This is a genomic window from Pseudomonas sp. NFX224 (genome assembly GCF_048565165.1).
Taxonomy (GTDB): Bacteria; Pseudomonadota; Gammaproteobacteria; order Pseudomonadales; family Pseudomonadaceae; genus Aquipseudomonas.
This window is the reverse complement of the sequence record NZ_CP183416.1, coordinates 23,348-45,953: the sequence shown is the minus strand read 5'-3', so window position 1 is coordinate 45,953 and position 22,606 is coordinate 23,348. Positions and strand designations below refer to the sequence as shown.

Annotated in this window: 21 protein-coding genes; 7 read left to right on the top strand and 14 right to left on the bottom strand. The window is 54.2% G+C overall.

The annotated features are described in order from the left end of the window. The first annotated feature begins 62 nt into the window (after positions 1 to 62). Complete coding sequence (locus ACNYC6_RS00205) at positions 63 to 1,223, top strand: MFS transporter (protein ID WP_419710537.1); 1,161 nt, start codon at positions 63 to 65, stop codon at positions 1,221 to 1,223. 115 nt (positions 1,224 to 1,338) lie between these two features. On the opposite strand, the gene ACNYC6_RS00200 is transcribed toward ACNYC6_RS00205, so the two are convergent. Genes ACNYC6_RS00200 through ACNYC6_RS00180 form a run of 5 tightly spaced genes read right to left on the bottom strand, consistent with a single transcriptional unit; the run spans position 1,339 to position 6,156 of the window. After that, positions 1,339 to 2,433 carry an alkene reductase gene (locus ACNYC6_RS00200; RefSeq protein WP_419710536.1) on the bottom strand — a complete coding sequence of 365 codons (1,095 nt, stop codon included), beginning with the start codon at positions 2,431 to 2,433 and terminating at the stop codon, positions 1,339 to 1,341. 48 nt (positions 2,434 to 2,481) lie between these two features. Beyond that, positions 2,482 to 2,922, bottom strand: a complete 441-nt coding sequence (locus tag ACNYC6_RS00195; protein WP_419710535.1) for a nuclear transport factor 2 family protein — start codon at positions 2,920 to 2,922, stop codon at positions 2,482 to 2,484. Positions 2,923 to 2,968: 46 nt separating this feature from the next. Further along, on the bottom strand, positions 2,969 to 3,403 hold the full coding sequence (locus ACNYC6_RS00190; RefSeq protein WP_419710534.1) for a nuclear transport factor 2 family protein: 435 nt from the start codon (positions 3,401 to 3,403) through the stop codon (positions 2,969 to 2,971). Positions 3,404 to 3,441: 38 nt separating this feature from the next. Beyond that, complete coding sequence (locus ACNYC6_RS00185; protein WP_419710533.1) at positions 3,442 to 4,488, bottom strand: NADH:flavin oxidoreductase/NADH oxidase; 1,047 nt, start codon at positions 4,486 to 4,488, stop codon at positions 3,442 to 3,444. Between the two features lie 9 nt (positions 4,489 to 4,497). Beyond that, the gene (locus ACNYC6_RS00180) at positions 4,498 to 6,156 is read right to left on the bottom strand and encodes a GMC family oxidoreductase (protein ID WP_419710532.1); all 1,659 of its coding nucleotides are present in this window, start codon (positions 6,154 to 6,156) and stop codon (positions 4,498 to 4,500) included. Between the two features lie 207 nt (positions 6,157 to 6,363). Here ACNYC6_RS00180 and ACNYC6_RS00175 point away from each other — a divergent pair, with 207 nt between their 5' ends. The 4 genes from ACNYC6_RS00175 to ACNYC6_RS00160 all read left to right on the top strand — a co-directional run bounded on the left by ACNYC6_RS00175 (position 6,364) and on the right by ACNYC6_RS00160 (position 11,675). Then, positions 6,364 to 7,302, top strand: a complete 939-nt coding sequence (locus tag ACNYC6_RS00175) for a helix-turn-helix domain-containing protein (protein WP_419710531.1) — start codon at positions 6,364 to 6,366, stop codon at positions 7,300 to 7,302. Positions 7,303 to 7,427: 125 nt separating this feature from the next. Next, positions 7,428 to 9,110 carry a GMC family oxidoreductase gene (locus ACNYC6_RS00170; protein ID WP_419710530.1) on the top strand — a complete coding sequence of 561 codons (1,683 nt, stop codon included), beginning with the start codon at positions 7,428 to 7,430 and terminating at the stop codon, positions 9,108 to 9,110. Between the two features lie 198 nt (positions 9,111 to 9,308). Next, entirely contained in the window at positions 9,309 to 10,667 is a 1,359-nt protein-coding gene (locus ACNYC6_RS00165; RefSeq protein WP_419710529.1) for an MFS transporter, read from the top strand. Between the two features lie 138 nt (positions 10,668 to 10,805). After that, positions 10,806 to 11,675 carry a transporter gene (locus ACNYC6_RS00160; protein ID WP_419710528.1) on the top strand — a complete coding sequence of 290 codons (870 nt, stop codon included), beginning with the start codon at positions 10,806 to 10,808 and terminating at the stop codon, positions 11,673 to 11,675. A 126-nt stretch (positions 11,676 to 11,801) separates the two neighbouring features. Here ACNYC6_RS00160 and ACNYC6_RS00155 read toward each other — a convergent pair whose 3' ends face one another. The 8 genes from ACNYC6_RS00155 to ACNYC6_RS00120 all read right to left on the bottom strand — a co-directional run bounded on the left by ACNYC6_RS00155 (position 11,802) and on the right by ACNYC6_RS00120 (position 19,403). Continuing rightward, positions 11,802 to 13,256: an NAD-dependent succinate-semialdehyde dehydrogenase gene (locus ACNYC6_RS00155; RefSeq protein ID WP_419710527.1), complete on the bottom strand. Its 1,455-nt coding sequence runs from the start codon at positions 13,254 to 13,256 to the stop codon at positions 11,802 to 11,804. Between the two features lie 15 nt (positions 13,257 to 13,271). Then, on the bottom strand, positions 13,272 to 14,069 hold the full coding sequence (gene hpaI, locus ACNYC6_RS00150) for a 4-hydroxy-2-oxoheptanedioate aldolase (RefSeq protein WP_419710526.1): 798 nt from the start codon (positions 14,067 to 14,069) through the stop codon (positions 13,272 to 13,274). A gap of 11 nt (positions 14,070 to 14,080) precedes the next feature. After that, positions 14,081 to 14,884: a 2-oxo-hept-4-ene-1,7-dioate hydratase gene (hpaH, locus tag ACNYC6_RS00145; protein ID WP_419710525.1), complete on the bottom strand. Its 804-nt coding sequence runs from the start codon at positions 14,882 to 14,884 to the stop codon at positions 14,081 to 14,083. A 94-nt stretch (positions 14,885 to 14,978) separates the two neighbouring features. Further along, positions 14,979 to 15,392, bottom strand: a complete 414-nt coding sequence (locus ACNYC6_RS00140; RefSeq protein WP_419710524.1) for a 5-carboxymethyl-2-hydroxymuconate isomerase — start codon at positions 15,390 to 15,392, stop codon at positions 14,979 to 14,981. A gap of 56 nt (positions 15,393 to 15,448) precedes the next feature. Further along, the gene (gene hpaD / locus ACNYC6_RS00135; protein WP_419710523.1) at positions 15,449 to 16,372 is read right to left on the bottom strand and encodes a 3,4-dihydroxyphenylacetate 2,3-dioxygenase; all 924 of its coding nucleotides are present in this window, start codon (positions 16,370 to 16,372) and stop codon (positions 15,449 to 15,451) included. A 118-nt stretch (positions 16,373 to 16,490) separates the two neighbouring features. Then, complete coding sequence (gene hpaE / locus ACNYC6_RS00130) at positions 16,491 to 17,951, bottom strand: 5-carboxymethyl-2-hydroxymuconate semialdehyde dehydrogenase (protein ID WP_419710522.1); 1,461 nt, start codon at positions 17,949 to 17,951, stop codon at positions 16,491 to 16,493. Between the two features lie 20 nt (positions 17,952 to 17,971). Further along, a complete protein-coding gene (locus ACNYC6_RS00125; RefSeq protein ID WP_419710521.1) occupies positions 17,972 to 18,736 on the bottom strand; it encodes a fumarylacetoacetate hydrolase family protein in 765 nt (254 codons plus the stop codon). A gap of 10 nt (positions 18,737 to 18,746) precedes the next feature. Beyond that, on the bottom strand, positions 18,747 to 19,403 hold the full coding sequence (locus tag ACNYC6_RS00120; protein WP_419710520.1) for a fumarylacetoacetate hydrolase family protein: 657 nt from the start codon (positions 19,401 to 19,403) through the stop codon (positions 18,747 to 18,749). 291 nt (positions 19,404 to 19,694) lie between these two features. Here ACNYC6_RS00120 and hpaR point away from each other — a divergent pair, with 291 nt between their 5' ends. Both hpaR and ACNYC6_RS00110 read left to right on the top strand, forming a co-directional pair. Next, entirely contained in the window at positions 19,695 to 20,117 is a 423-nt protein-coding gene (hpaR, locus tag ACNYC6_RS00115) for a homoprotocatechuate degradation operon regulator HpaR (protein ID WP_419710519.1), read from the top strand. 139 nt (positions 20,118 to 20,256) lie between these two features. Continuing rightward, positions 20,257 to 21,441 carry an MFS transporter gene (locus tag ACNYC6_RS00110; protein ID WP_419710518.1) on the top strand — a complete coding sequence of 395 codons (1,185 nt, stop codon included), beginning with the start codon at positions 20,257 to 20,259 and terminating at the stop codon, positions 21,439 to 21,441. A 4-nt stretch (positions 21,442 to 21,445) separates the two neighbouring features. Here ACNYC6_RS00110 and ACNYC6_RS00105 read toward each other — a convergent pair whose 3' ends face one another. After that, positions 21,446 to 22,603, bottom strand: coding sequence for an MFS transporter (locus ACNYC6_RS00105; RefSeq protein ID WP_419710517.1), 1,158 nt, complete (start codon positions 22,601 to 22,603; stop codon positions 21,446 to 21,448). Positions 22,604 to 22,606 lie beyond the last annotated feature (3 nt).

Here is a 22,606-nt window from a genome sequence, read left to right as displayed (position 1 = left end):
ATGGGTTGAACAAAAAGCTATCCGTGAGTAACCTTTGCGGAAATTACTCACGGATAGCTTTTATGAATTTTCGTTTATTTGCTTTGTCACTCGGAGCGTTCGCCATTGGGGTGACCGAGTTTTCGCCGATGGGCCTCTTGCCTGATATTGCCAAGGACATGCAGGTTTCAATTCCATCTGCCGGGTTGCTGATCAGTGCTTATGCCATAGGTGTGATGATCGGCGCGCCGATTACTACTTTGTACCTGAGCGCCTACCGACGCAAAGCCGCACTCCTGGTGCTTATGGCGATATTCACGTTGGGTAACCTACTGTCAGTGTTCGCTCCTTCTTACGAGCTCCTGGTTGGTTCGCGAATTGTAACCAGCGTTGCGCATGGTGCATTTTTCGGTATCGGTTCATTGGTTGCCGCCAGCCTTGTTCCGCTTAATCGAAGGGCGTCAGCGATCGCGAGTATGTTCATGGGGCTTACCGTTGCCAATATCGCCGGCGTACCTGCGGCTACCTGGCTCGGTCATGAGGCAGGATGGCGTGTGGCGTTTCTGGCTACGGGTGGAGTAGGTTTGTTTACCTTGATCACACTTTATTTCGCCCTGCCGTGGGACGTCGCGCAAAAACGCCCGAACGTCTCCACAGAATTGCGAGTTCTGATCCAACCATCGGTCTTGGCGGCACTAATGACGACAGTGCTAGCTGCTGGTTCAATGTTCACGTTGTATACCTATATCGCAGCTGTGCTCGATTCGGTCACCAAAGCTTCCGCGACGGTGATCACCGCAATGCTGGTTGTCATTGGGCTCGGATTCACTCTTGGCAACGCTATCAGCGGGCGCCTCGCAGACCGGTCTCTCAAAGCGACGCTGGTAGGTTTCCTGATTTTGCTGTCTTGCGTTAGCTTCATCTTTCCGATGGTGGCATCCACTGTTCCTGGTGCAACCACTGCGCTATTGATTTGGGGCGTGGCCAGTTTTGGGTTTGTGGCACCGTTGCAAATGCGCGTCATGACACTCGCAGCGGGCGCCCCCGCACTGGCATCAGCAGTGAACGTGGGCGCGTTCAATTTTGGGAACGCTGTCGGTGCAGCAGCTGGTGGTCTCGTTTTGAGTATGGGCTTCGGCTACGAAGCTATTGCGCCCGCTGGTGGTTTGTTCGCTTTGGCGGCTTTGTTGCTGACGATCATCCCTGGAAAGGTCGAGGACAGATTCGTGCCAGCTACTAGCTAAGCATTTCATGTGCCGGTCATGCGGATTGTGCCGCACGTGATAACGGTAGAAACATAGATGTTTTACACGAATGCAAAAAAAGCCCACTCAATGTGGGCTTTTTTTGTCTAAACGGTCAAGCGCTTCGAGGGTAATCGGTATATCCGTCTTCGCCACCAGCATACAGTCGAAGGTTGTTCAATTCATTCAACGGCGCACCAGTTTTTACACGTTCTACTAGGTCAGGATTGGCGATGAAGTAGCGCCCGAATCCAATCAGTGGTACTCGCTCTTCTTTCACAAGTGCCGCTGCTTTTTCGATATCCAGGCCACCATTCGCGATCAGGGCTCCTTCAAAATTGCCGCTCAGAATGCCAAGAATTTTCTCGAGGTCGGGCGCACCGAACCAGCCGTTCACATCGGCAATATGGATGTAACTGACGCCTTTCTCCTGAAGCAGGCGGCCGACATACGCATAAGTGTCCGCCGCAAAGTCATCAAGGGCACTGTTGTAATTTGTGAAAGGCGATATCCGCACACCAATACGGGAAACGGGTACTACTTCGGAGACTGCTTCGACAATCTCCTGAAGGAAACGAGCGCGATTTTCGATCGTACCTCCGTATTCATCATCCCTACGGTTAACATGAGCCGAAAGGAATTGGTGAGGAAGGTAGCCGTTGGCAGCGTGAATCTCGACACCGTCAAAACCAGCGGCAATCGCGTTTTGTGCGGCCTTTTTGTATTCAGCAATAGTGCTGCGAACTTCCTCCAAAGTCATTGCTCTGGAAGGCGTAGCACTGATGCGCACGTAGTTGTCATTTTTCAGCAGAGCCCAGACGTGGAGAGTATCGACGTCATCATTGAAACCCGAAGGGGACAATGGTTCTGCCCAATTCAGGGTGCCCATTGCGCCGGCTCGCCCGCCATGCCACAACTGGGCAAATATCCGTCCGCCAGCTTCATGCACGGCAGAAGTGACTGGTTTCCAACCTTCTACCTGCTGGTCAGTAAACAAACCAGGTGCCCGTTCAAAGGGGCACGACATGGCGCTGACATTGGTCGCCTCTGAGATCAACAGTCCAGCTGTTGCTCGCTGTGCATAGTATTCCGCCATAGGGGCTGTAGGTACGCCCTCCACAGTAGCGCGCGCGCGGGTGAGGGGAGCCATGATGAGCCGGTTGGGAAGCTCCAGATCTCCAAGGCGAAAAGAGTCGAGTAGTGTTGTCATCTGTTGGTAATCCAATTTTTTCTGTGTGAAGGGTGTTTGGCACAAGCGTCAGAAATCGCCATCAAGTACGACGTCTAAGCGATCGATCTGCCAAACCGAGTTTTTGCAAGAAAGGTATGCGAGATATTCCCCAGTGGTAACCAGCGAGGGCTGCCCACCGGGCGGGGTAGCGAAGCAAGAAAGATATGCTTTCAGCACCGCCTCATCACTGGATAGGCTGACGAACATTGGCGTTGTGATCTGGTGGCGACGTTGATCATTCTGGCTGTCATGAATGGCCTGCAAGCCTGCGATGATTTCGCCGCGACCTTTCCAGGGGCCCCAGCCATTATTGGAGTTCGTGATCACGCCACTCGTAACGCCGTCCTCGGCAAAGGCCGCGCCCATCGACTCCATATCATTGGAGTCGTAACCCCATGCGTAGCGGTGAAAGACGTCCAGCACTGCTTGCGCGTGAGCCCAATCTACATTTTTGTTGGTCGTGGTCATTTCGCTGATTCCTATGTTTTTTGCAGGTCGCCGGCTCGGAAAGGGCCTAGAAAGGACAGTCCAGAACCTCTTCCAAGCGTTCGAATAGCCAACCGTCAGGTGTTTTCACGGCGTCGAGGCTGTACTCCCCGGTAGCGACCAGGTGGGGCGCCTTTCCATTACCGTAAGAGAAAATCGTCACATACACGCGCGCCGTTGCGGTGTGGTCGGAGAGCTCGTCGAAGATGTAGGTATCGACGACGTGGCGACGGCGATCCGGTTGAGAGTTCCGGATGTCACTGAGAGCGCTGACCACAGTGGACTTTCCAACCCAAGGGCCCCACGAGAGGCTGGAGTTCGAAACAACGCCCCCGCTCTTTGCGTCATCGGTGAGCACGCTGCCGAGCAACTCCATATTGTTGGAGTCATATCCCCAGCAGTACTCATTGAGGCGGTGCAGGATCTCCTGCCTTGCCAATTGCTTTTGCCATTCAGTATTCATTTGTTTGCTCCAGTCTGGCCGTTGCGGTGTAGAAGCCGTCAATGCCCGCGTACGTAGGGGCCCGTTGCTCGCGCATAAGTCGGGATTGCGAGCGGCAGCTCAACGCCAGCGGCCTTGGCAACATCCAGCAGCCAGAAGGGATTGCGCAGCAGTTCTCGTCCCACGTACACAACATCGGAGGATCCGGAATGCAGAATCGATTCGATCAACTCGCTGGAGGTAATGGAGCCGTTGCAGCCAACGGGCATGTTCAGCTCTTTGCGAACATGCGAGGCGTAAGGCACCAGATACCCTGGGAAAATTTCGCCATCGAATGTGGGCGTAAGCCCACCTGCTGAGATACCCAGCAGATCCACGCCAAGTGCCTTCAGCGAAGCACAAAGACGGGTGGTGACGTCTACTGTGTTGCCTCCAGTGCCGGCTTTGTCTTCTGCTGATAGTCGAACGATCAGTGGTTTATCTTGCGGCCAGATTTCCCTGACGGCGGTGACTATTTCGATCAGCAAACGATTGCGGTTTTCTTCATTGCCGCCGTATTCATCGCTTCGCTGATTGGTGAGTGGAGAAAGAAAACCGTGGATGAGATAACCATGCGCCGCGTGGATCTCAAGGCAGTCAAAACCCGTCTTTCGCGCACGCTCTGTTGCCCGCGCATACGCTCGCACGATCTCTTTGATTTCATCCGTTGTCAGCTGGGCGGGAGTGCGATGTATGTCGCTATAAGCAATAGCGGAAGCCGCCACAATCTCGCCTTCGACGGAGGATTTGCGCCCTGCGTGAGCAAGCTGGAGGCTGCTTTTAGCGCCACAGGTGCGGATCATTTTTGAGAGGCGTGCGAGCCCCTCTATTTGGGCATCTTCCCAAAGACCCAGGTCTGTGTGGCTTATGCGTCCTTGAGGAGCAACGGCCACTACCTCGGAGGTGATCAATCCCACCCCACCCAGTGCCCGAGCGCCATAATGCGCCAGATGCAAGTCATTGACCGTGCCATCTTCCTGGCCCGTATACATGAGCATGGGCGCCATCACTATGCGGTTTTTCAGTGTCACGCTGCGAAGCGTCAGCGGTTTAAAAATTTTACTCATGGCGCACCTCTATGCCGTCGCTCTTTGACGTATAAACGCCGATTCTTGATGTATGAAATCAGCCGCGCGCTCAGCAATCATGATTGTTGGAGCTGCGGTGTTACCTCGGATAATGTTGGGCATGATTGAAGCGTCCGCCACACGTAAACCCTGTATGCCATGCACGCGTAACTGAGGATCTACTACCGCATTGGAGCCCACACCCATGGCACAAGTGCCTGTTGGATGGAGCGCTGTGCTGACACGGGCGCGCACATACGCTTCCAGATCCTCATCACTGTTGCTGACGCTGCTACCTGGCAAAGACTCCTCTTTGAGGTACTTGGCCAAGGCGGGGGCAGCCATAATTTTCCGGGCTAGGCGGATACCCTTGACGAGATTGTCGACGTCCTCTTGGGCGCTCAGGTAGTTGCCATAAACTTTTGGCATGTCGTCAGGGTTGGCGCTACGCAGCTGCACTTGGCCGCGAGATTTACAAGCGTTACTGAGCGGCGCGAGAGAGAACCTGTGTACCTGCGGAATAGGGTCACCCCATCCACAGGATGAGGCTGCGAGGGCATTCAGCTGAATCTCGGATCGCCCATCGCCATCGGTATCGAAGTAGGCGCCGCATTCCACGATATTGGAGGTCAGTACGCCAGTTCTGAAGAGCATCCACTGCAGGCCGTTCGAAACTGCGCGCCAACCCCGATCCTGGCCCATCAGACTGATTGGATTCTTTAGGTCGGCATCGACCGGAACCAAGACGTGGTCTTGGTAGTTTTGACCCACCCCGGGAATATCAGCGATGACCTCTATACCATGCTCCTTTAGGTGCTCGGCAGGCCCGATACCAGAAAGCATTAGCAGTTTTGGCGACATAAATGCGCCAGCGGAAAGCACAACTTCTTTATTTACCAGGACGTCTTTAACCGTGCTGCCGTGACTCACTTTCACGCCGATAGCGCGCGTTCCATTGAAAAGGATTTTGTGTACTGCGGCATCCGTCCAAACAGTTAAGTTGGGGCGCTTTTCTGCATTCTGTATATAGGCGACGTAGCTGCTGCTGCGCTCACCACGATGGGTCATTGTCTGATAGAAACCCACGCCGGCTTGCTTCTCGCCATTGAAGTCGTGGTTGAACGCAGCAGGCAGTCCTGGGGCTCCAGAAGCCTGCTGTGCCGCAACGATAAACGCGCTGCTCAGCTCATGGCGGTGTAAACCGTCGGAGACCCGAAGAGGGCCCTCTGTCCCATGGTAACGGCCCGCGAGGCGGCTGTTATTTTCAGCGCGCTTGAAGAAAGGCAGCACTTCGTCGTAGCTCCAGCCTTCACAGCCGTCCGCCGCCCAGCCGTCATAGTCTTCTTTTTGCCCACGGTTGTAGCACATGGCGTTGATAGCGGTGCCACCGCCCAAGGTCTTGCCTTGAAGCAGTGATAGCTGTCTGCCGTTTGCGCCTGGGATAGGTTCACTTTTGAACAGAAAGGTGCGTGAGGTGCCGTGAATCTTGAAGTACCCACCCGCCATTTTTATCAGGGGGTGGCGAGCGTGTGGCCCAGCCTCAAGAAGCAGAACCCGATTAGCTGGATCTTCAATGAGCCTAGCCGCTACAACACAGCCAGCTGCGCCGCCGCCAACTACAATATAATCAAACGTTTTTTGGCCGGAAGGGCCATTAGCAGTTTGCATGTTCTAAAGCCTTCTTATTTTTGTAGGAAACGATGGATAGAAGGCTACGACCCACCCTAAGAGGGTGCTTGGTTCTGCGCGCCAACCGTTAGGCTGGATGCGCCAATAAGACGATGGCCGGTGGGGCAGGAGCGTTGACCGGCAGAACGCAATGTTGTTAATGTATTAACAAATAATAAACGTTCACTTATCCGAGGCCTGTGCACCATGCTCAATGCCTTCAATACCTGCCAAGTTGATCACCGCAAACGCTTCGCTTATTGGGCTGATGCGATCTGCGAAACCTTCCTGAACGTCGACTGCCGTAAGCAGGGAGAGGGCCTGTTTCATGGAGAGATGAAAGGCTGCCAAATGGGGCACCTCGGGCTTATTGACGTAGTGTCACCGCCTATGGAGTACTTTCGCGGCCCCTTGCAACTGAAAGGCCATGAGGAAGAGCATTTCCAGTTGATACTGCAGGTCTCGGGTACCGGGATACTCCAGCAGCACAATAGAGAGGCTATCCTGATGCCTGGTGACATTGCTCTCTACAGCGCCACGGCCCCGTCCAGCATTGTCTACCCCAAAGGCTCCCGGACAATTGCAGTCAAGATTCCTCGATTCAGTGTGCTGGAACGAATCCATGGAGAAGAGTCAGCAATGTCCCTGGCTATCAAGGCCAATACTGCTCTGGGCTCAATGATCGGAGGAATGGTCAGGGAAGGCTTTGCCTGGGGCTCTGTATATGGATCTTCTGATGACTCTCGACTTGTCAGTGGGATGCTCGACATCATCGCGTTCGCTTTCGACTCAAAAGTGAATCCTACATGTGAGTCAGCGCATAAAAGCCCTATCGAGCAGATCAGGCGATACATGCTAAACAATCTGGGTGATCCAGAACTGTTGCTTACAGAGGTGGCCACCAAGCACAACATATCGATGCGAACACTGAATCGACTGTTTGCCGCCGAAGGCAGCAGTGCTAATCGCTGGCTGTGGTCTCAACGGTTGGAGGCGAGCTACAAAGCCCTGAGCGAGGGAAGAGTTCGCCAAGTCAGTGAAGCAGCTTTGATTTGCGGCTTCAACGATCTCTCACACTTCAGCAAGGTCTTCAAAAAAACCTACGGAATAACGCCTAACGAGGTATTGCGCGGAACCCATCACTAATCGTCATAGGAGCTGGCGCAGCCAACCAAGAGCTTGGCGCAACTGCCCAAGCCGATGCCGGCTTCATCCCCCTACCATGTCATCCCATGCGCTCCGAATAAATACAACAGCGAAACGGTGATGATATGAGTACCAACGCTTACGACTTTATTGTCGTCGGTGGCGGCGCAGGTGGCTGCGTTGTCGCTTCCCGCCTTAGCGAAGATCCGAGCAAGACCGTCCTGCTGCTCGAAGAGGGCCCCGGTGACAACAACCTCTTCATCCGCATGAATGGAGGGTACTTTCGAATGATGGGTACCCAACGAACCAGCACGTACCACACAGAACCCTCTAAGCATGTGAGCAACCGCCCAATTCAAGTGATGCAAGCCCGCACGCTTGGGGGCGGGCACTCGATCAACTCGATGATTTACATTCGTGGTCAGCGGGAAGATTACGATGGTTGGGCGCGCATGGGATGCAAGGGGTGGGCGTTCGATGATGTGCTTCCGTACTTCAAAAAAGCTGAAAACAACCAGCGCTTAAGTGGCCCGCTTCACGGTAATGAAGGCCCCCTCGTTGTTTCCGACAGCAAGCACCGGCACGTCCTTAGTGAGGCTTTCATCAGAGCGGCCCAAGAGACCTCTGATGATAATGGTGATCCATTCAACTACAACGATGACTTCAATGGTGAGGATCAGTCTGGTGTGGGCTATTACCAGATTACCAGCCAGAAAGGGGAGCGCGGCAGCACTGCCAGAACCTATCTTCGTGCTGCTAAATCCAGGTCAAATCTCACTATCCGAACGAACGCTCGGGTTTCACGTGTGCTCATCGAAGATAAATGTGCCAAGGGTGTTGTACTCAGTGATCGTGCTGGACAGGAAAGCATTATTACCGCGCGCCAAGAGGTCATTCTTTGCGCCGGTACCGTCATCACACCCAAGTTGCTGATGCTATCGGGGATCGGGGAGGCTGAGCATCTGAAGGAGCATGGAATTCCACTGGTGATGGATCTGCCAGGTGTTGGTGAAAACTTTCAGGATCACCTGGTGGCCCCCGTTGATGGGAAGCTCAAAGATCCGATTAGCCTGCTGGGCCAGGATAAGGGGCTGAAGGCGCTCAAACACGGTGTTGAATGGAGCATGTTCCGCAGTGGCATTCTTAGTTCTGGCCTAGTTGAAAGTGGTGGGTTCTTCGATCTGGACGGGGACGGCCGTCCCGAGATCCAGATTCATACCTTGGCTATGGCCTCTACTGCTTGGGGAAAGCTTGCCGATGAAGCACCGGTTCACGGCTACTCGGTTGCTCCATGCTGCCTAACGAGCTATTCACGCGGACAAATTCGGCTGCGCAGCAGCAACGCCGCTGATAGTCCTGTCATCAATGCCAATTATCTGAGCGATCCACGAGATCTTCAAAACTTGGTCAACGGTCTCCGGCTCGCGCGCAGGTTCCTCAAGGCGCCTTCACTGGCTCGCTTCATTGACAGCGAGATGATGCCCGGAACTGCAGTGGGTGACGATCAAGCTTCCCTAGAAAAGTATGTTCGTGATCATGCTCAGAACGCATTTCATCCTGCGGGCACCTGTGCCATGGGCACAGGGCCAGAAGCCGTTGTAGACCTTGAACTCAAAGTAAAAGGGATTGAGGGGCTCAGAGTGGCTGACGCCTCGGTGATGCCCGTTCTGATTCGAGGGAACACTACTGCTCCGGTCATCATGATTGCAGAACGAGCTGCTGAGTTCATCAGTCAGCGAGGTATTCCAAGTATGAAACGCATAAGTGAAGCAACGGCGCCTACTCGACCAGATCTTGTAAAAGCCTAGCGACCCAATAAGCCGATCAGTAGCCATCACATCTGGCAGTCCTTCAAGGGCTGCCACGAATGCTGCTGCCCCATTTAGCAGCTTGAGGATAACCATCCAAATAGATATCCATTGCGGCGAACTCAATTGGACATACGAAAACAACAATAACAACAACCTACGTTCACCGAGCATCCATCGGTGAAAGGAGTCTTAAGTATGCAAAGTACTCAGCCAGCCCTTCCCAAGTACCTGGAGGGTGTCCCCGTTACTCGGATCTTCATCGCCGCGTTTATCACGCAGTTTTGTATGGGGTTCGAGGTGCTGTTGCGACTCAATGCCGCGAGCACGATCAAGCATGATTTCTTCGATGCAACCAATCCACTTACATCAGGTGCGATGATCGGTGAAGTGCTAGGCGTGTTGTTCCTCGGGTTTGCGATAGCAAATTTTGTGATGTCGGCGCTTGTAGACTCGATTGGACTGCGCCGTACACACGTGCTAAGCGTGGTTTTATACCTGCTTGGCACTTTGACGTTGGTGTCAGCGGCACCGGGTTCCGATTACGCCTATCAATTGCTTTGGGGGGGCTCGCTTCTTCAAGGGCTTGCATGGGGGTCGATTGAGGCAGCGCTTAATCCTTTGGTCGTGACTATTTACCCCACGAAAAAGGTTCCTAAACTCAATTTGTTTCACGCGGCATTCGCGCTCGGCATGCTGATCGCGGCTCCGGCCTGTGTGATGGTCGAAACGTTCGCGTTGGGATGGAAGCTTCAGCTAGGTCTGGTGTTTATTCCGGCCTGCGTCGCGTTGGTGTTGATTTCTCGTGTTAAGTATCCACCGAGTGAGCGTGTGGCTCACGGCGTATCGTTTGCCGATATGTTCAAGCACACACTGACTAGGCCAGCATTCTATTTGTTTGTTTGCGCGATGTTTTTGACGGCCGCAACGGAGCTGGTGCCTAGCAGCTGGATCGACCTGACGCTCACCAAGATTGTGGGTATCCAGGGCTTCTGGTTAGTTGCCTTCATCTACACGGTGCAGATCATCGTGCGACTTTTCACGGGGTTCTTGAATCACCACCTCGGCTCCAGCGGTATCCTGTTTCTGGGGTGCCTTTTCTCTTTCGCCGGACTCGCACTGCTAAGCCAGGCAGCGAGTCCAGGAACAGGTCTTTTTGCCGCGCTGCTGTTTGGAATGGGAACCAGTGTCCTATGGCCGACGATGTTAGCTGGAACGTCCGAACGCTTTCCCAAAGGCGGGTCTTTGGCTATCGGGCTGACTGCATCTGCCGGCATGCTTTCGACATATGTATTTATGCCCTTGTTCGGCAAATTGTTTGACCAGGCAAAAATTTCGAGCGCCGGCGGCGAGGTCGCGTTTGCGACGCTCAAAGAAGGCACTGTTGCGCACGATCAGGTCATGGTTGCTGCTGCGGGCTCAATCTTTCAAACCTCCGCATTGCTTCCGTTGGTTGTTGTCGTGTTTTTTGCGGCAGCATGGCTGTATGACCATCGGCGCAAAGTCAAACAAAGCGTGATTAGCTCACAGTTCGTCACCGAGCACGGAAAAGCGTGACACCGGAGTTTTCGAGGCTTTGCGGCGAGCAATCCCGCTAAGCCTTTATTCGCGCAACATTTAGTAGTTCCGATCTGTAAGCGGCGCTTTGCTGTCGACTACACAAAATCTAAAACCAATAAAAAGAATAACTACCCAATGAATAGAAAGCTATGCTCGCTTGCTTTTGCTACCCCTTTTTTTATTTCAATGGCAGGCCAAGTTCAGGCCGCGGGAGATGCTATGGCCCGGGATTATATGGCTGCTCCAGCGGGAGTTGATCTCGCAGTTATGTACTACTTTCATAAGCAAGCCAATACCTACGTTTCAGACGGGAAGGATATTGGTTCGGACTTTTCGACCGATATGATTGTTGCGCGCTACGTGCACTTTATGGAAGTTGGCGGAATGATCATTGATCCTCAGATCATTCTGCCAATGGGGAACTTAAATGTTGATATTCCAGGGGCAGTCGATCGCCGTCGTACTGGTTTTGGCGATATCGTACTTCTTAGTTCCTTCTGGTTTGTAAATGATCCGGCAAGCAAAACATATGTTGCATTTACGCCATACGTCACCGTGCCTACCGGTACATACAACGACAACAGTCCTGGTTCCAGCTTGGGCTCTCACCGCTGGAGCTATACTGCAGAGGTCGGTATGACTAAGTGGTTTGGCGAGAAAACAACACTCGACGTGATTGCCGCAGTCGACTTTTTTGGGGGCAATGATGACTATCAAGGTCAGGAGCAAAAAAAGGACAAGGTATACAGCCTTCAAACAATCTACGCGTACAATTTAACCCCTACGGTTTGGGCCTCTGCAAAATACACGTACGCCACAGGTGGCGAAACAAAGCTGGATAATCTTAATCAGGATGACAAAACAAAGGTGCAAACGGTCGCATTGGGTATTGCCAAGCAGCTAACTTCGAAAGACAATCTTCAAGTTGAGTATATCCAGGATGTGAAGGTCGATAACGCTTTCGAGACGAAAGGAGTAAGAATGCGCTTCGTTCACGCCTTCTGATGGTTGGAATAGCGGCCTTTGTAAAATTTATGTAGGTGATCAAAATTAATGGGCATCAATGATGCCCATTTTTTAGAAGTTATCTGTACCGGTATTTAAGCGCGCACTGATAATTTCCAGGTAGCGTTAAGCAATACCGAGGCACATGTACTTAAGCTCGATATAGTCATCAATACCGTATTTCGAGCCTTCGCGCCCTAATCCGGATTGCTTGATGCCTCCGAATGGCGCGATCTCTGTAGAAATCAACCCCTCGTTCACCCCGACCATGCCGTATTCCAGCGCTTCACTTACGCGCCACGCACGTCCGAGGTCGCGCGTATACACATAAGAAGCGAGCCCGAACTCGGTATCGTTAGCCATTGCAATGGCTTGGTCTTCAGTGTCAAAACGGAACAATGGAGCCAATGGGCCAAAGGTCTCATCACGAGCCACAAGCATCTGCGCAGTGACGTCGCCCAGTACGGTTGGCTGGAAGAAATTCCCTCCTAGAGAATGAGACTGTCCGCCGGCTAATATCTTTGCGCCTTTGCTTACCGCGTCGACAATATGCTCTTCGACTTTACTCACCGCACTGGCATTGATGAGTGGGCCTTGTTGTACCCCGTCTTGGTCGGCGGGGCCGACCTTGAGGGCGTCAACGGCCGCGACCAAGCGCTGAGCGAATTCATCGTAAACACCGTTCTGCACTAGCAAACGATTGGTGCATACGCAGGTCTGCCCGGTGTTGCGAAATTTAGATCCGATTGCGCCTTCTACTGCAGCATCCAAGTCAGCGTCGTCAAACACGATGAAAGGTGCATTTCCCCCAAGCTCAAGACTGACTTTCTTGATGGTTTCAGCGCATTGGGCCATTAGCACCTTGCCGATTCCGGTAGAACCGGTGAATGACAACTTTTGCACAATGGGATTGCCAGTAAGCTCTGCGCCTATTTCACGGGAACGGCGACCGGTGACGATGTTTAGCACACCGGCAGGAATGCCGGCACGTTCTGCTAGCACCGCCAGAGCGAGCGCTGAAAGGGGCGTCTCCGAGGCGGGTTTGAGTACCACAGTACAGCCAGCAGCCAGCGCTGGGCCGACCTTGCGGGTGATCATTGCATTGGGGAAGTTCCACGGAGTAATAGCTGCGACTACACCGATCGGTTGCTTGATAACTACCAGCCTGCGCCCAGACTTGTCGTGAGGGATGACGTCCCCGTATATCCGTTTAGCTTCTTCGGCAAACCATTCGATGAAGCTCGCGCCGTAAGCAATTTCACCACGGCCCTCGGCTAGAGGCTTGCCTTGTTCCCAGCTGAGCAATCGGGCCAAGTCTTCTTGGTTGGCCATGATCAAGTCGTACCAAGTACGCAACAGCTTGCTGCGTTCCTTGGCGGTTTTGCTGCGCCAGGCTGGCAACGCTGCTGCGGCAGCTTTGATAGCTCGACTGGTTTCAGCCGCGCCCAAAGAGCTTACTTCAGCGATTAGCTCGCCATTAGCTGGGTTGGTTACTGGAAAGCGGGTTTTATCGTCCGCTTCAATCCACTCACCATTTACAAATGCTTGTTCACGTAGAAGAGTCAAATCATTGAGTTGCATATGGTTCTCGCTTTGTCAGTACACACCGCCTCCAGCAGGAGCGGTGGGTTCGATGTTCTTGAAGTGTCCGGCTAGGGTTTGAAGGCCGCGCATCAGCACGGTGGTGTCGACCCCCACTGCAACGAAGGTGGCACCCAACTCGAGATAGCGTCGTGCCAGCTTCTGGTCGGCACTGAGAATCCCGACAGCCTTGCCGGCGTTACGCACACGCGCTATTGCATCTTCGATCGCCGCTTGTACGTCAGGGTGCCCGGGGTTGCCGCGATGGCCCATGGCGGCAGAGAGATCTGCAGGGCCGATAAATACACCATCCACACCGTCGACTGCTGCAATGGCATCGAGGTTGGCCAGGCCGTCGTTGTTTTCGATCTGAACCAACAGGCACATTTCCTCGTCGGCCTTATCCAGGTATTCGGGAACGCTGTTCCAGCGCGACGCCCGAGCCAGGGCACTACCAACACCACGAATGCCGTTCGGCGGGTAGGTGATTGCGCGCACGAGCTGGCGAGCTTGCTCTGCGGTTTCGACCATCGGGACTAGGAGGGTTTGCGCTCCAATATCCAGCACTTGTTTGATCAGAGCGGTGTCGCCTACTACGGGTCGGATCACTGGTTGCGAAGGGTAGGGCGCAATAGCCTGCAACTGGCCAAGCAAGCTGCGCAGATCATTGGGCGCGTGTTCGCCATCGATCAGCAACCAGTCGAACCCGGCGTTAGCGGCAAGCTCCGCGCAATACGCATCGGCTAAGCCCAGCCACAAACCGATTTGTGGTTCGCCCGCTTTAAGGCGAGCTTTGAATGAGTTTTTCAGCATCGGTCATCCCCCTAGACGAATCGGCAAGCAATGCTGCCCAGTTGGTCATAGTCGACATGGAACGTGTCACCCGGGTTGGCTGCTACAGGCCGTGTGAAGGAACCACCCAGGATAATTTGGCCAGGCTCAAGAGTTACGTCGTAGGCAGCGAGCTTGTTCGCAAGCCAGGCGACCCCTTTAGCTGGATGGTTGAGTACGGCGGCACTCACTCCCGATTCCTCAATCACCCCATTGCGATAAAGAACGGCAGGAATTCGGCGCAGGTCAATCTCGGTAGGGCGCACAGCGCGGCCACCCATGACCACACCGGCGTTCGCCGCGTTATCAGAAATAGTATCGAATACCTTGCGGGTAACCCCTGTCTGGGGATCAACCTGCTGGATACGCGCATCGATAATCTCCAGCGCCGGGATAACCCACTCGGTGGCGTCAAGCACGTCGAACACCGAGACGTTCGGGCCCTTGAGGGGTTTGCCAAGGATAAAGGCCAGCTCGACTTCAACCCGGGGCACGATGAAGCGCTCGAACGGAATGTCAGTGCCTTCGTCGAAGAGCATATCGTCGAGCAGGGCGCCGTAGTCGGGTTCGGTGATGTTCGACGATACCTGCATGGCACGGGAGGTCAGGCCGATTTTATGACCGACCAGCTTGCGACCGTCTTTGATTTTCTGCGCCACCCACGCCCGCTGGATGGCGTAAGCGTCTTCGATGGTAATGTCGGGGTAGCTCAGGGAGAACTGGGGTACCTGTTGGCGCGTGCGTTCGGCGGTATCAAGGCGAGCAGCAGCCTGTTGGATCAAATTTGAGTCGAGCATGACGGGTCTCTCTTGAAAGAAGATTTGGCGAGGCGACGGACATCAAAGGGGGCGGCGGTCGAGGTCGCCAGCAGTGAGGTGTTTCCTCAGCCCCTTATGAGGACGGCTTGTTGAAGAGCGGATGGAGGCTGCTTTGCTTCCCGTCATAGACCTGGCCGGGGCTCTCATCGATCTGAAGGGTGATACCAACCGGCCGTTCAAGAAGAATTTCGCCAAGATGGGCACGTAATACTTCCAGCAGGCTGTCGCCGACTTTTTTATGTACGGCTGAAGTTCGGCCCGCCCCCATGCGCAAGTTGGCGTAAAGAAAGCCATATTCGCCCTTACCGTCAGCGACAGCACTGTGCGCTGCTGGATAGGCCAGCACACGGGTACCACCTGTGGGGAATACAGCCTTTCCGGTTTCGTCACGCTGTTCGAGCATGGTGTCTGCGAGCGCTCGGCACAGGCTGGGAATATCAGTCGACTGTTCGAGGTCTGGGGTGTATAGCAGCACTAAATGAGGCATATCGATCATCCTTTGGCGGAGTATCGGCCGTCCCTTCGGTCGGGACGGCAGCGCGATTACAGACGGCTGGTGAAAGCCACACCGGTCGGATTTGAAGCGCTGGCTGACGGGATGGTCGAGCCGTCTTGCTCTGTAACGGGGAAGACCGCATTAATCTGACCCGTTCCGGAAGCAGCGAAGTAAGGCGTCAGAACCTCAACCTTGCCGTCGTACTTCGACCAGCCCATGGCACCCAGTAGCATCGCGGTGTCGTGCATGAAGCCTTCCCCATGTCCCTTTGCTGCGTACTCAGGAAGCATTCCGCAGAACTCTTCCCATTCGCCGTTTTCCCACATCTGGACGACTCGCTCGTCGAGGGTCTCGAGGAACGGGCTCCAGATTTTGGTGGCAAATTCAGGCGCTTGGCCGTTCTGGGCAAATCGGTGAGAGAGTGAGCCACTCGCCAGGAACGCCACAGTACCGTCGTAGTGATCTTCTACCGCCTTGCGCATTGCCCACCCGAGGCGAGCACTGTCGTTGAGGTAGTGAGAAGTGCAAAGTGAGGAGACTGAAATCACCTTGAAGTGCTGATCGGCGTTCATGTAGCGCATCGGAACGAGGGTGCCGTATTCCGGTGCGAGAGTGGTGGCGTGATGCGCCATGGTTTCCACTCCGAATCGATTGCATTCATCTGCCAGGATCTTTCCCAGCTCCGGGTTGCCCGGGAACTCGTATTCCATATTGCTGATGAAGTGGGGGAGTTCGTTGCTGGTATATAGGCCTTTGAAATGCGGCCCGCAATTGATGTGATAATTGGCGTTGACCAGCCAATGAGTGTCAAAAACGACGAGCGTGTCGACACCCAACTCTCGGCAGCGACGGCTGATCTCGTGATGACCGTCGATCGCTGCCTTGCGGAATCCTTGCTTGGGGCCAGGCAGTTCTGACAGGTACATCGACGGAACGTGAGTAATCTTGGCGGCTAGAGCGAGCTTGCCCATGGCGGTTCTCCTGGCGGGACTCCGAAGAGCCCGAATTCTTGTGATTGGTCTGCGCGTAGGAAGCCGGTGACCCTTACAGGTATATAAACCCGACAGGGTCACGCTTGTGAATTGATCGTCACACGCCCCAGCGTGGAATGTGGTGGCTGCCCATGGAAATGCAGATGTTCTTCGCTTCGGTGAACACTTCGAAGCTGTATTCACCACCTTCGCGGCCTGTGCCGGAGCCTTTCACACCGCCGAAGGGCTGACGAAGGTCACGGACGTTCTGACTATTGATGAACACCATCCCAGCTTCGATCCCATAAGCCAGACGATGCGCTTTACCGATGTCTTGAGTCCAGATGTAAGACGCCAGCCCGTATTCAGTTTCGTTAGCCAAACGCAACGCTTCGGCCTCGTCCTTGAACTTGATCAGGCAAACCACTGGGCCAAAGATTTCTTCTTGCGCAATACGCATGCGGTTGTCCACATTCGCGAATACGGTCGGTTGAATGAACTGGCCTTTGGACAGGTGTGCAGGCAGATTTGTAGGTCGCGCAAGGCCACCTGCAAGCAGCTCTGCACCTTCCTCAATCCCGATCTTGATGTAACCCGTGACCTTGTCGTAATGGGCCTTGGTGATCATGGAGCCAACTTGCGTTTTTGGATCTTGCGGGTCGCCTACGATCAAGCGTTTGGCACGTGCCGCAAACTCGGCGACAAACTGGTCGTAAACAGTTTCCTGGATGAAGATCCGGCTGCCGGCGGTGCAACGCTCACCGTTCAGAGAGAAGATGGTGAATAGCGCTGCATCAAGAGCACGATCCAGATCCGCATCATCGAAGATCAACACTGGGCTCTTGCCGCCGAGCTCCATGGAGTACTTTTTCAGACCAGCCGTCTGCATAATTTTGCGACCGGTAGCAGTACCACCGGTGAAGGAGATGGCACGTACATCCGGGTGACGCACCAATGCATCACCGGCCGTGGCGCCGTAGCCTTGAACCACGTTAAGCACCCCTGGTGGGATACCGGCTTCAAGCGCAAGGCGCCCCAGCTCATTGGCGGTCAGCGGCGACAGCTCACTCATTTTCAGTACCGCAGTATTACCGAGTGCCAAGGCTGGTGCGGTCTTCCAGGTGGCCGTCATGAACGGCACGTTCCACGGCGAAACCAGGGCACACACGCCGACCGGCTGACGCAGGGTGTAGTTGAGCATCTGGTCGTCGACTGGGTAGCTGTGGCCGTCCATACGGGTGCAGACTTCGGCGAAAAAATCGAAGTTGTGCGACGCGCGAGGAATCAGAACGTTCTTGGTTTGATGGATCGGCAGGCCCGTATCCAGGGTTTCAAGTTCGGCCAGGTTTGGAACGTTTAAGTCGATCAGTTCGCCTAGCTTGCGCATTAGCTTGGCGCGTTCCTTGGCAGGGGTGTTAGCCCATTTTGGAAACGCCTCTTTCGCTGCTGCAACGGCCAAGTTGATTTCATCGGCACCGCCACTCGCGACTTCACCGAGGGCTTCGCCAGTTGCGGGGTTGTAGTTGGTGAACGTGTCGTTGCTTTCGACTTCCCGGCCGTTGATCCAGTGCTTGATCATGATGGTTCTCTCTTGTCGTTTCAGCCGCGAGCGGCGAAGAATTCGGATTCGCTGACGATGCGATTAACCAAACGGCCAACGCCTTCTACTTCCACCACCACCTCATCCCCGGGCACGACGTCGGCCAAGCCTTCTGGCGTGCCGGTGGCGATCATGTCGCCCGGTTGCAGGGTCATGAAGCTTGAGAAGTATTCGATCAGGTAAGGGATGTCGAAGATCATGTCGGCAGTCGTGCCTTCCTGTTTCAACTCGCCATTGATCCAAGTGCGTAACTTGAGCTTCGACGGGTCTGGTACATCAGCGGCATCGACGATCCATGGGCCGACAGGTGTTGTGCAGTCGCGATTTTTCACGCGCAGATTTGGCCGGTAGTAGTTTTCCAGGTAGTCGCGAATTGCGTAGTCGTTGCACACCGTATAACCGGCCAGATAGCTCAGCGCGTCTTCTCGCTTTACGTTGCGCGCTGGCTTACCGATCACTGCGACCAACTCACACTCGTAGTGCATGTACTTGACGTTGTCAGGGCGCCACGTGACCTGGTTATGGCCGGTATAGGTGCCTGGGGACTTGATGAATGCCAGTGGCTCTGTAGGCGCGTTAAAAGCCAGTTCCGCTGCATGATCTGCGTAGTTCAGCCCCAGGGCAAACATGCTCCCTTGCGCGGGCGGGAGCCATTCAACGTCTTGTTCAGCAAGGAGTCGTCCATCCGCGAGGCGAACGGCGTTATCCGCTTCTACTGTGACCGCATGGATTTTGTTCTGGTATTGGATACGTGCGTGCTTCATCAGTATTTCCTCACTCCGCCACAATGTGGTTGGTCAGACGACCAAGGCCGCTGATTTCCACGACGACTTCATCGCCGGGTAATACGTCGACGCGACCTTCTGGCGTACCTGTGATCAGCACATCCCCCTCATGGAGCGTCATGAACTCGCTGAGCTCAGAAATCAACCGTGGAATGCTGCGGACGAAATTGGCAGTGGTGTTTTCCTGGCGAACCTCACCGTTGACCAGCAGCTTGATTACCAGCGCATGGACATCAGCTATTTCGCCGGTGGGGATAACGTCATTACCAAACGCGCAGAACCCATCGCGGCATTTGGCTTTGACGGCAGGGCGGTAGTAGCTGTCTTCCGGCAGGCTGAATTCGTTGACGACCACGTAGCCCGCGACATGTGCGAAGGCGTTCTTTTCGTCAACACGGCTCGCAGTTTTTCCGATCACTACACCCAGAGCTGGCCCAGGTTGCAAGCGCTCGCCAGCAGGGGCAGATACAGCTTGACCGTCCGTTGAGCGGGTGTTTGGCGTTTTGATGAACAGAACCGGTTTTTGCGGCGGCTTTTGGTAAGGCGGCTCATTGAACTCTTGCAGTCGGCTTTCCAGCAAACCTTGGTAATTCAAGGCTATGCCGAACAAGGTACCCGTGGCGATTTCGCTAGCAGCGCGGCGCATGCTTCACTCCTGAATCTGGCTGGGATATCCCAGGTGTCAAAGGCAGACGGCCATGCCAGCGGGCGGTGACCACCTGAACTGGTTAACATGCTAACCTTATCGTTAAGATATTAACAATAACCGTTGGCGAATTTTTTCTGATCTACTGCGACGCCAGTCCAACAGGTATTTTGACGATGGTTATGGACGGAATGTCGCTCTATGGAGATGTTTGCCATCGGCACCCGTTGCGTTGTTCCCACGATTATTGGTTAAATTCGAAACCTTTTTATTTTTTAGCGAGCAGACCGCATGACCGCGCCACGACCATCACTCACCTTGACCTTGTTGCAGGCGCGCGAAGCAGCGATGGGATTTTTTCGGCCGTCGCTCAATGAGCGAGGATTGACTGAGCAGCAATGGCGAATAATCCGAATTCTTCGCCAGAACGGTGAGATGGAGATTTTTCAGCTCGCTCAGCAAGCGTGCATCCTGAAACCGAGCATGACTGGGGTTCTTTCGCGAATGGAGCGAGATGGCGTAGTGAGCCGCCGCAAATCGGAACAGGATCAACGACGCGTACATGTTGAACTGACAACAAAGGGGCAACAGTGCTACGTCGCCATGAGTGAAGATATGGAAGACAACTATCAGAAGATCCTTGCCCAATTTGGCAGTGAAAAGCTTCAGCAACTATTGGAGCTTTTGAATGAGCTGAAGCAGATCAAACCGTAAGGCCACGTGTTGAAAGCTAAGACTTTCACGAAGAGCGATTCGTCCGCACCGTGCAACATAGTGTCAACTCCGTGTCGATATCTCATGCCTACCGGATCAAATACTATTTTGCGTTCGTTTTCGCTCACAGGACTCACAGATGTCGGCTATCGAGGTTGGCTGCGAAAAGCCCTCTCCGCGTGTATGGAGTGCAGTCGGGTCACTAGGGATGTGCGTGGCGATGCTTATCGCTTCCGAGTTCATGCCGGTCAGCTTGCTGACACCTATTGCTGCTGATTTAGAAACAACTCAAGGAATGGCTGGTCAGGCCATCTCTGTGTCCGGCTTGTTCGCAGTAGCGGCGAGCCTGTTCATCTCGCCATTGGCAGGACGGCTCGATCGTCGATATTTCCTCATTGGGCTGACAGTTTTGTTGTTAACCTCGCTGGTGCTGATCGCAGAGGCAAGTAGCTACCGTGCTTTGATCATGGCCAGGGCATTTCTCGGAACTGCAGTAGGTGGGTTTTGGGCGCTGTCGACAGCGACCATCATGAGGCTTGTCCCAGCAAGCAGCGTTGCCAAAGCATTAGGTGTTCTCTATGGCGGTGATGCTCTCGCGTCGGCGTTTGCGAGCCCTATTGGAAGCTACGTAGGTGGCGCTTTGGGTTGGCGCGCTGTGTTTTGGGGAATGGTTCCGCTAGTCGTAGTTAACCTTGCTTGGCAGTGGCATAGCTTGCCAACTATGCCATCCGAGAAGCCCAATTCCGTTGGTACGCTAGTTCGCCTGCTCAAGCGAAGAGACATCGCATATGCCATGGTGGGATTAACACTGACCTTTTCAGGGGTGTTTTGTGTCTTCACCTATCTGCGACCGTTCTTGGAAATCCGCTCTCACGGTGACATATCTACTATTTCCAGCTTGCTGCTGGTGATGGGGATAGCGGGCTTCGCAGGCACCTATGCAGCCACCGTTCTTGTCGCGCTCCGCTTACATGCGCTTTTAGTCGGGCTACCTTTGGCTGTTGGTGGTACTGCTCTGTGCTTACTATCGTCAGGATCAAATAACTGGTTGCTAGCTTCCAGCATGATGCTCCTCGGCACCTTCAATGCTGCGATATTTGTCGTCTGGTCGACCTGGCTCACCCGAGCAGTGCCTGACAATCCGGAAAGCGGCGCCGGCCTGATGATCGCCACGATCCAGATCTCTGTGATGCTCGGAGCAGGGGTCGGAGGTTTACTGTTGGATCAACTATCGATAACAGCTGCTTTTATCGGTGGAGCCTTGCAGTTGTTGGCCGCTGCGTTACTTATTTACGGCCGATTGAAGACAGCCTTTCCCCGCTGAGATATTAATTCGCCTCACTCAATGACCTCGCGTGCTGTGCTAGGAGTAGGACGATTATAAGTGCTAAAGCTGCGATCAACGCCCCAGTCATGACGACAGCTGAGTATCCAAAACCAGTGGCTATGACGGCACCTCCAAGCGCTGCACCCGAAGCATTACCAAGATTAAAGGCTCCAATATTTACTGACGACGCGAGACTAGGGGCGTCTTTTGCCGCCCCCATCACTCTGATCTGGAGTGCAGGGATGAGAGCGAAACTTGTGACACCCCACAGGAACATCAGCAGCGCTGTTGGAATTTTATAGGGCAGTAGAATGGCCATTGCGGTGAGATTCACCGCCAGGGCCGCGAGTGCGACCATGAGGGTGCGCTCAACGCTAAGATCCGAGAACTTTCCACCTAGCCAGTTACCCACGCACATGCCAACGCCGTAGGTGGTTAGCATGGCAGTGATGAACCCCACTGACCCACCAGACTCCGCTCGCAAGATCGTAGAGATGTAGGTGAAGACCGTAAACTGCGAGCTCGATACCAATGCAGTTAAGCCAAGCGCCCCTAGTACATCCGACCGCGTGAGCACCTTGAGTTCTTGCATCGCGTTGGCCACGTCAGCGGAGGGCACGACGGGTAGTGTCAATCTAAGCGCTAGCATGGTAACGATACCAAGGCCGGTGATGCACCAGAATGCAGTTCTCCAATCGACCTGTTCGGCAATCCAAGTAATTGCCGGTACCCCAACGACGTTCGCAATGGTCAACCCCATGAACATCATGGCCACTGCGGTCGCTTGTTTACCCGCAGGTACCAGGTTCCCTGCGACGATAGCGCCGACGCCGAAAAAAGTCCCTTGGGCAAGCGATGTAATAACTCTCGCTACGAGAAGCATTTCATAGAAACTGGACAGCGCGGACAGTGCGTTGCCCGCAACAAATATTCCAGCTAACAGGATGAGCAAAGTGCGCCGAGGTACTCGCGTTGTAGAAAGGGTAACCAGCGGCGCTCCGATGGTGACTCCAATTGCATACGCACTGATAAGCAGGCCAGCAGTTGGAATGGATACGCCTATGCCTGTGGCAATTACAGGCAGCATTCCCATGGGCGCAAATTCCGTCACGCCGATAGCAAAAGCGCCAACAGCAAGAGCAATCAGAGGCAGGTTCATATT

Bases quoted from the DNA above. Each gene is read 5' to 3' on its own strand.
- ACNYC6_RS00205 (WP_419710537.1), top strand. From the start codon at position 63: ATGAATTTTCGTTTATTTGCTTTGTCACTCGGAGCGTTCGCCATTGGG.
- ACNYC6_RS00200 (WP_419710536.1), bottom strand. From the start codon at position 2,433: ATGACAACACTACTCGACTCTTTTCGCCTTGGAGATCTGGAGCTTCCC.
- ACNYC6_RS00195 (WP_419710535.1), bottom strand. From the start codon at position 2,922: ATGACCACGACCAACAAAAATGTAGATTGGGCTCACGCGCAAGCAGTG.
- ACNYC6_RS00190 (WP_419710534.1), bottom strand. From the start codon at position 3,403: ATGAATACTGAATGGCAAAAGCAATTGGCAAGGCAGGAGATCCTGCAC.
- ACNYC6_RS00185 (WP_419710533.1), bottom strand. From the start codon at position 4,488: ATGAGTAAAATTTTTAAACCGCTGACGCTTCGCAGCGTGACACTGAAA.
- ACNYC6_RS00180 (WP_419710532.1), bottom strand. From the start codon at position 6,156: ATGCAAACTGCTAATGGCCCTTCCGGCCAAAAAACGTTTGATTATATT.
- ACNYC6_RS00175 (WP_419710531.1), top strand. From the start codon at position 6,364: ATGCTCAATGCCTTCAATACCTGCCAAGTTGATCACCGCAAACGCTTC.
- ACNYC6_RS00170 (WP_419710530.1), top strand. From the start codon at position 7,428: ATGAGTACCAACGCTTACGACTTTATTGTCGTCGGTGGCGGCGCAGGT.
- ACNYC6_RS00165 (WP_419710529.1), top strand. From the start codon at position 9,309: ATGCAAAGTACTCAGCCAGCCCTTCCCAAGTACCTGGAGGGTGTCCCC.
- ACNYC6_RS00160 (WP_419710528.1), top strand. From the start codon at position 10,806: ATGAATAGAAAGCTATGCTCGCTTGCTTTTGCTACCCCTTTTTTTATT.
- ACNYC6_RS00155 (WP_419710527.1), bottom strand. From the start codon at position 13,256: ATGCAACTCAATGATTTGACTCTTCTACGTGAACAAGCATTTGTAAAT.
- hpaI (WP_419710526.1), bottom strand. From the start codon at position 14,069: ATGCTGAAAAACTCATTCAAAGCTCGCCTTAAAGCGGGCGAACCACAA.
- hpaH (WP_419710525.1), bottom strand. From the start codon at position 14,884: ATGCTCGACTCAAATTTGATCCAACAGGCTGCTGCTCGCCTTGATACC.
- ACNYC6_RS00140 (WP_419710524.1), bottom strand. From the start codon at position 15,392: ATGCCTCATTTAGTGCTGCTATACACCCCAGACCTCGAACAGTCGACT.
- hpaD (WP_419710523.1), bottom strand. From the start codon at position 16,372: ATGGGCAAGCTCGCTCTAGCCGCCAAGATTACTCACGTTCCGTCGATG.
- hpaE (WP_419710522.1), bottom strand. From the start codon at position 17,951: ATGATCAAGCACTGGATCAACGGCCGGGAAGTCGAAAGCAACGACACG.
- ACNYC6_RS00125 (WP_419710521.1), bottom strand. From the start codon at position 18,736: ATGAAGCACGCACGTATCCAATACCAGAACAAAATCCATGCGGTCACA.
- ACNYC6_RS00120 (WP_419710520.1), bottom strand. From the start codon at position 19,403: ATGCGCCGCGCTGCTAGCGAAATCGCCACGGGTACCTTGTTCGGCATA.
- hpaR (WP_419710519.1), top strand. From the start codon at position 19,695: ATGACCGCGCCACGACCATCACTCACCTTGACCTTGTTGCAGGCGCGC.
- ACNYC6_RS00110 (WP_419710518.1), top strand. From the start codon at position 20,257: ATGTCGGCTATCGAGGTTGGCTGCGAAAAGCCCTCTCCGCGTGTATGG.
- ACNYC6_RS00105 (WP_419710517.1), bottom strand. From the start codon at position 22,603: ATGAACCTGCCTCTGATTGCTCTTGCTGTTGGCGCTTTTGCTATCGGC.